The following is a 7,760-nucleotide window of genomic DNA, read 5'->3' on the forward strand; positions in this document are numbered from 1 at the left end:
TTTAAACCAAAAAAAAGGACGCCTCTCAGCGTCCTTTTTTTATTTACTCGTCAAGTCTAAAAATGCTTACTTACCTTCAACACCTGCATCTTGACCTTTGTATTTAGCGTTTGCGTAGTCCCAGTTCACTAGCTTGTCTAGGAACGTATCGACATAATCAGGACGACGGTTACGATAATCGATGTAGTACGCGTGCTCCCATACATCACAAGTCAATACCGCGACTTTATCATGAGCCAATGGGTTATCAGCATCGCTGGTCTTCATAATAGATAGTTTGCCACCGACTTTATCAGTTACAAGCCATGCCCAACCTGAACCAAACTGTGACGTTGCTGCATTTTTAAACTCTTCACGGAACTTATCATAGCTACCGAAATCTTCTTCGATTTTGCCTTTTAGATCACCAGTAGGTTCGCCGCCACCATTGTCTGGCGTCATGCAGTTCCAGTAGAACGTATGGTTCCAAACTTGTGCTGCTTGGTTAAACATGGTTTGCTTGCTGTCGTCTTTCGCAGTCGCTTCAATGATCTCTGGTAGCGTTTTGTCTTCTAGGCCAGAACCTGGTAACAAGTCTTTTAGTTTATTCACATAAGCTGCGTGATGCTTATCATGGTGATACTCTAGAGTTTCGGCACTGATATGCGGCTCTAGTGCGTCTTTTGCATAAGGAAGATCTGGTAGTTTAATATTTGACATAGTTATTTTATCCTTGCTTATTTGGCCACTCATATTTTGTGTATATCAAACAAGACACCACAAAATACCGAGCTAAATTGGCTGAGTTTATTGTTAATGAATGAACGTTATTGCTTGATGTGCTAGTGCTCATCAGGATGAATCTAAAGGCTAATTTAAGCAAATTAGCGTAAACATTGTTATTCACTTAAAAGCCAAGTGATTGACTTAAAAGCTATTATTAACTTTAAATTCACAAGCTATAAGCTATAATTCACTGTAGCTTGCCAGCTATTATAGCAAAGCATTTGCACAATATCAGTTACTGAATGTTATAAGCTTTATTGATAGTATCTTGTTTCGTGCACATTTTATTAACTATAGAGTCGGGCGTACAACAGAACTATTAAATTATGACGTAGGACTGATGTTGTTTGTTAACTTTATAACTATTAATCATATATGACTATTAATGACGGATATATTTTATGAGTCCAGCTTTACCATTATCTAAAACTACTCAAAACCAGTGGGTGCTTGCCAGTAATAACCAAGGCAAACTTGCAGAATTTAAAAGACTCTTCGCTGAAGCCAACTTAGACGTTACTATCGTACCGCAAGGGCAATTAGAGATTGAGGACGCTGTCGAGGATGGTTTGAGCTTCGTTGAAAACGCCATCATTAAAGCGCGTCATGCCAGCCGAATCAGCGGACTGCCAGCTATTGCTGATGACTCAGGCTTATGTGTGCCAGTACTCTGCAACACACCAGGCATCTACTCGGCGCGCTACGCAGGCGAACATGGCAATGATGCTAAGAACAACGCTAAGCTCATCACTGACTTGCTTCCTATCCGTGATGAGCAGCCAGATACACCCATTAAAGGTATGTTCGTCTGTGTACTGGCAATGGTACGTCATACTGATGACCCGCTGCCGATTATCGCCCAAGGTCTATGGCATGGGGAAATCTTGGAAGCGCCGCATGGTGACGGCGGCTTTGGTTATGATCCGCTGTTTTGGTTACCCAAGCTGCAAGCAACTGCCGCAAGCTTAAGTGCCACTGACAAAAACAGCATCAGCCACCGCGGGCAAGCTATCCAGCAGTTATTAGAGCAGTTATAGCTATTTATATAATGGCTACTGACATAAATAGCGCTCGTTCTTTTTACGATAATAGGTTTTTAGTCTTAACTTTCTGTACTTGTTTATTAATGCTTTTTTATTAGTGCTTTTGTCTATTAGTACTTTTGCTTACCGTCCATCCTGACAGATAGCTTTTACTTTAATTAACAGATAGATTATACTGTTCTACTTTTAAAATTTTATTACAAGATTCTGGTCGACTGTACCATTTATAAAAGCACAATGTTTATAAAAGCCTAACGTATGAAAGTGCAATAGTCATTGCAGCGCTTTTGGTAGAGAAGATTGGTCTTGGATTATCGATATTGGATACTAGATGGTGTTATTTGCACTATTTGATGACCGACTTATCAGTATCGAAATATAAGTATTTTAGTACCCCTATTCATTCCAATGGCAATCGGCATAACCCTTATATATCTAGAGGGGCGATTGCCTGTTATTTTAATCATAAAGGTGTAATTAACATGGCTACAGATTTACAAGTCACAACCAACAAGCTGTCGGAAAAAGAAACCCAGCTGACAGTGAAAGTTCCTGTTGAAAAAATTCAAAACAAAGTTGAAGGCCGTATTCGTCAAGTTGCGAAGACTGCCAAGATTGACGGTTTCCGTAAAGGTAACGTCCCTATGTCTCATATCCGTTCACAGTATGGTGCTGGTATTCAGCAAGAAGTGATCAATGATGTGATTCGCGATACCGTGTTTGAAGCAATCAAATCTGAAGACATTCGCGCCGTTGGCATGCCAAACATCGATGATGTTAAATTAGAAGACGACTTCTTAGTTTATCAAGCGACTGTTGAAATCTTCCCAGAAGTCGACGTCCAAGGTATCGATGAGATCGAAGTTGAGCGCCATACCGCGACTGTTAAAGATGAAGACGTCGATACTATGATCGAAAACTTGCAAAAGCAGCGTCAAGAGTTCGTCGAGAAAAAAGGCATGGCAGCCAAAGACAATCAAGTGACTTTCGACTTTGAAGGTTCAATTGATGGTGAGAAGTTCGAAGGTGGCTCAGCTGAGGACTTTAAATTGGTTATCGGTAGCAACCAGATGATCCCAGGTTTTGAAGCTGGCATCAAAGGCATGAAAGCTGGCGAAGAAAAAGTCATTGACGTAACTTTCCCAGAAGACTATCAAGCTGAAAACCTAGCGGGTAAAGAAGCTCAGTTCAAAATCAATGTAAAATTGGTCGAAAAATCAAAACTACCTGAAATCGACGACGAGTTCCTTGAGCTATTTGGCGTGACTGAAGGTGGCGTTGACAAGCTAAAAGAAGACGTACGCAAAAACATGGAACGCGAAATCAAAAACGCGGCGCGTAGCCAAGTTAAGCAAGCGACTTTTGATGCGCTACTAGAAAAGAACGAATTTGATGTACCAAATGCGATGCTAGAGCAAGAAATCGAACGTCAACGCAACATGATGATGCAGCGTTTTTCTCAGCAGTTTGGCGCTAATGCTGATAGCTTTGATAAAGACATGCTGCCAAATGAGCTATTTGAAGAGCAAGCGTTACGTGCAGCCCGTCTTGGTATCATCGTTGCCCGTGTTATCGACACACAAAACCTTGAAGTAGATCAAGAGCGCGTTGAGACCTTCATCAAAGAAGCTGCAGAAAACTATGAAGACCCAAGTGAGGTCATCGAGTACTACACCAATGATAAACAGCAACGTGCAAACATTGAGTCTGTCGTATTAGAAGACCAAGTGGTTGATTATCTCATTGATCAAGGTAACGTCACTGACAAAGAAGTTAGCTACCAAGACTTACTAGCGGCTCAGCAACAACAGCAACAAGCTATGTAAATTAGCGTTCTCACGCTATTGGTCTAGAGTGTAACAAGAATGCCCTAACGGTTTGTTGGGGCATTTTTATTCGTGGTTTATGAGGCTGCCCCTTGATAATTGAGCGCAAACACCCTATCAATAGGGAATCATTCTTTGTACAACCATCTAAGTTGTTATTATGAGTCACGCTGTCCGTTTAATCGCTACTTTTTAGGATTTGTATAAACGCAAACGTAGAGACGCAATTATTTTAGGCGTCTAATTATCGGGTACTGCTATTAATTATTATTAAAGTTAACTGAAAATTAATACAGCCTCATAATTAAACCAGTTATCATGGCGTCAGTTGTTGTTAATTACTATGGCTAATGATTACAAAGCATTTATATCGAACAAGGCGTAATACTTAATAACGCTTACATATTATTGTCTGATACACTATTTTGCATCTCACTATTAGACTGTAGCACGATAAACCCTTAGCTCATTTTGTAACTCTATTTTATACACTTATTTATAGGACATTTTATGACAGATTATGATCGCATCACCGCCAACCCTCATTTTGATATGTTAATGAGTGCACATAACGATGTGCAAAGCATGCAAAATGCACCTCAAGCAGCATTGGTACCGATGGTTGTAGAACAGTCGTCACGCGGTGAACGCTCTTTTGATATCTTCTCGCGCTTGCTCCGTGAGCGTGTGATCTTTTTGACAGGTCAGGTTGAAGACCACATGGCCAATCTAATCGTGGCACAGCTGCTATTTTTAGAAGCTGAAAACCCTGATAAAGATATCCACTTATATATTAATTCACCAGGTGGTTCAGTCAGTGCAGGTTTGGCTATTTTTGATACTATGAATTTCATTAAGCCTGAAGTATCGACTATTTGTATGGGCGGTGCTTACAGTATGGGTTCTTTCCTATTGGCTGCTGGTCAAAGAGGCAAGCGCTATGCACTAGCCAATTCTCGCGTAATGATTCACCAGCCTTCAGGTGGTGCTCAAGGTCAGGCAACAGATATCGAAATTAACGCGCGTGAAATTCTAAAAACTCGCGCACGCTTAAACGAGATTTTGGCTGAGCGTACTGGTCAACCAGTAGAAAAAATCGAAAAAGACGTTGAGCGTGACTTTTGGTTAGATGCTAAAGAAGCAAAAGAATACGGTCTGGTTGATGAAGTATTAGAACGTCGCCCTGATTCTTTATAAAGACAGCACCTACCCAGCTAGATAGATAGCTATGTGGTATGAAACTAATATTACTATTGCCAACACTCAAATAAACGCAGCAATCAAGTATTAGCATCACGTACATAGGTTTAGCAAGTATAGACAGTACTAGTGATTGAGCGTTAGTTTGTTGTTGGAAATGGTACAAGCATTAAATTTTAGGAGTGCCTTTATATGGCAGAAAATAACAACCCGCATTGCTCGTTTTGTGGTAAAGCTAAAAGTGAAGTCAAGCAGCTTATTGCCGCTGACGATGCCAATATCTGTAACGAATGTATTGAACTATGTACAGATCTAATCGCTGATAGCACAACTGATGACTCTGATGGCGAGATTGATACCTCATGGGTCAATAAAAAACTGCCAACTCCTAAAGAGTTGCGTGCCAAGCTTGATGAGTACGTCATCGGTCAAGATGCTGCCAAAAAAGCATTGTCTGTCGCTGTTTACAACCATTATAAGCGTCTAAAAGTCAGCCAAACCTTGGCCAATGACAGTAAAAAGGCCAAGATCGGTGCTGATGATGCTATGGTTGAGCTAGCCAAAAGTAATATCTTGCTGATTGGTCCAACTGGCTCTGGTAAGACTTTACTTGCGCAAACCTTAGCACGTCTATTAGATGTGCCTTTTGCAATGGCTGATGCTACTACTTTAACCGAAGCTGGTTATGTCGGTGAAGACGTTGAAAACATCGTACAAAAGCTATTGCAAGCTTCTGACTATGATGTGAGCAAGGCTGAGCAAGGTATTATCTATATTGATGAGATTGATAAAATCAGTAAAAAAGGCGATAACCCGTCTATCACACGCGATGTATCAGGCGAAGGCGTGCAACAAGCCCTACTCAAGCTTATCGAAGGTACTGTCGCTGCGATTCCGCCACACGGTGGTCGTAAGCATCCGCAGCAAGAGCTTATTCAAGTAGACACCAGCAATATCCTGATTATCGTTGGCGGTGCATTTGCAGGTCTTGATCAAGTGATTCAGCAGCGTACGGAAAAAGGCGGTATTGGTTTTAACGCCGATGTCAGCTCAAAAGATGACAGCCGTCGCAGCTCAGATTTGCTCCAGCAAGTCGAGCCAGAGGATTTAATCAAGTTTGGTCTTATCCCTGAGCTAATCGGTCGTTTGCCAGTGTTGGCAGCACTTGAAGAGCTTGACGAAGAAGCATTGGTACAGATCCTAACTGAGCCAAAAAACGCTCTGGTAAAACAGTATAAGTATCTGTTCGATATGGAAGGCGCTGATATTAGCTTTACTCAAGAAGCGCTTGATGCCATTGCTAAAAAGGCTATGGAGCGTAAGACAGGTGCACGTGGTCTGCGCTCTATCGTAGAAAACGCCCTACTTGAGACCATGTATGAGCTACCTTCAATGAAAAATGCCAAAACGGTAATGGTTGATGAGCATGTGATCAACGATGGTAAAACCCCTAAAATTGCTTAGCTTATGGTTCAGTTAAGATAGTTAGTTATCATTAACTGGCTATCACTGTAGAAAAAGCGTCTAGCATCTCGTGCTAAGACGCTTTTTTTATGTCTGTTTATTTGTTCTCACTGAATCATCAAAACGTCCATTGCACCAAAAATGACAGCGGCGTCTATTAATGAGAAGTAGATAAAATTGAAATCATGCTAAGGTAGATATTCTATCTTAATCCTCATATTTAATTGTTGCCGTTTAACTTATCTTGAGTTTAGATACTGACCATTAATGACTATAACAAAGGACTGTTTACCATGCTGAATAATGTGACCACTATGGCAAGCTCATTACGCCAACACTTACCTTTTTCATCCGATAACGATCGTGACCTTACCCCTTATTACCGAGATCATGTCGCCGCGATTACTGGTGCAGGATCTGGCATGGGGCGTGATCTTGCCATTCATTTAGCGCAAATGGGCTGTCATGTTGCACTATCCGATATTAACGCTGAACAACTGGCACAAACCAAGGATTTACTGGTTGGTTACGATGTCAAAGTGACCACTACAATACTCGATGTCTCAGACAATAAAGCGGTTGAAGCATGGGCTGATGAGGTCATGAACGATCATGGCAAAGTGAATTTTATCTTTAACAATGCAGGCGTGGCACTCTACTCTACCGTAGAAGGCAGTAGCATTAATGAGCTTGAGTGGGTGATGGATATCAACTTTTGGGGCGTGGTTTATGGTACCAAGGCATTTTTGCCATTGATTAAAAATAGCGTAAAACTCAGTGAAACTGAAAGCAGCGCTGCTAAGACAGACAATAAGTCACGAAAGTTTAATGAGCATGGTCATATCGTAAATATCTCAAGCCTGTTTGGCTTAACTGCTCAGCCTTCACAATCTGCTTATAACGCCAGTAAATTCGCTGTGCGCGGCTTTACCGAGAGCCTGCGCCAAGAGTTAGATATCCAGCGCTGCGGCGTGTCAGCGACCTGCATTCATCCAGGTGGTATCAAAACTAATATCGCTAATAGTGCACGCGGTAATGACAGCATAAACGACATTGGCATGCGTACTGGCCCAAAAGCCATCAGAAGTTTTAATAAGTTTTTGAAATTTGATGCCAGTGAAGCTGCTTGGATTATATTAAAGGCGGCGGCGACCAATCAACGACGCTGTTTGATTGGCAACGATGCCAAAATGATTGATGCCGTACAGCGCGTATTTCCATCGACATACAGTCAAATACTAAACGATGTGAATAAGCTCTCTCGCAAGCTAAAACCGCGTCGTAATAAAAGATCAAGCACCGCTAAATAGTGTTGTTTAGTAGCTTTACTTGTAAAAAAGCCCAGTTATTTAAATAACTGGGCTTTTTGATTTTAGAAAGCATTAAAAGCATTAAAAGCATTAAAAGCATTAAAAGCATTAAAAGCATTAAAAGCATTAAAAGCATTAAAAGCATTAAAAGC

Annotated in this window: 6 protein-coding genes; 5 read left to right on the forward strand and 1 reads right to left on the reverse strand. The window is 41.1% G+C overall.

The window, feature by feature from the left end; translation table 11 throughout:
• Positions 1-66: 66 nt before the first annotated feature.
• Positions 67-699, reverse strand: a complete 633-nt coding sequence (locus ACS8FB_RS13100; RefSeq protein ID WP_299221761.1) for a superoxide dismutase — start codon at positions 697-699, stop codon at positions 67-69.
• Positions 700-1,166: 467 nt separating this feature from the next.
• Here ACS8FB_RS13100 and rdgB point away from each other — a divergent pair, with 467 nt between their 5' ends.
• The 5 genes from rdgB to ACS8FB_RS13125 all read left to right on the forward strand — a co-directional run bounded on the left by rdgB (position 1,167) and on the right by ACS8FB_RS13125 (position 7,608).
• A complete protein-coding gene (gene rdgB, locus ACS8FB_RS13105) occupies positions 1,167-1,802 on the forward strand; it encodes an RdgB/HAM1 family non-canonical purine NTP pyrophosphatase (protein ID WP_439263537.1) in 636 nt (211 codons plus the stop codon).
• A gap of 488 nt (positions 1,803-2,290) precedes the next feature.
• On the forward strand, positions 2,291-3,634 hold the full coding sequence (gene tig / locus ACS8FB_RS13110) for a trigger factor (protein ID WP_439263539.1): 1,344 nt from the start codon (positions 2,291-2,293) through the stop codon (positions 3,632-3,634).
• A gap of 585 nt (positions 3,635-4,219) precedes the next feature.
• On the forward strand, positions 4,220-4,831 hold the full coding sequence (gene clpP / locus ACS8FB_RS13115) for an ATP-dependent Clp endopeptidase proteolytic subunit ClpP (RefSeq protein WP_439263545.1): 612 nt from the start codon (positions 4,220-4,222) through the stop codon (positions 4,829-4,831).
• Between the two features lie 195 nt (positions 4,832-5,026).
• Entirely contained in the window at positions 5,027-6,298 is a 1,272-nt protein-coding gene (gene clpX, locus ACS8FB_RS13120) for an ATP-dependent protease ATP-binding subunit ClpX (RefSeq protein WP_439263541.1), read from the forward strand.
• Between the two features lie 293 nt (positions 6,299-6,591).
• Positions 6,592-7,608 (forward strand): SDR family NAD(P)-dependent oxidoreductase, encoded by a 1,017-nt coding sequence (locus ACS8FB_RS13125; RefSeq protein ID WP_439263543.1) that lies wholly within the window; start codon positions 6,592-6,594, stop codon positions 7,606-7,608.
• Positions 7,609-7,760: the final 152 nt, after the last annotated feature.

The sequence above is a fragment of the Psychrobacter sp. 1U1 genome, assembly GCF_051847535.1.
Taxonomy (GTDB): Bacteria; Pseudomonadota; Gammaproteobacteria; order Pseudomonadales; family Moraxellaceae; genus Psychrobacter; species Psychrobacter saeujeotis.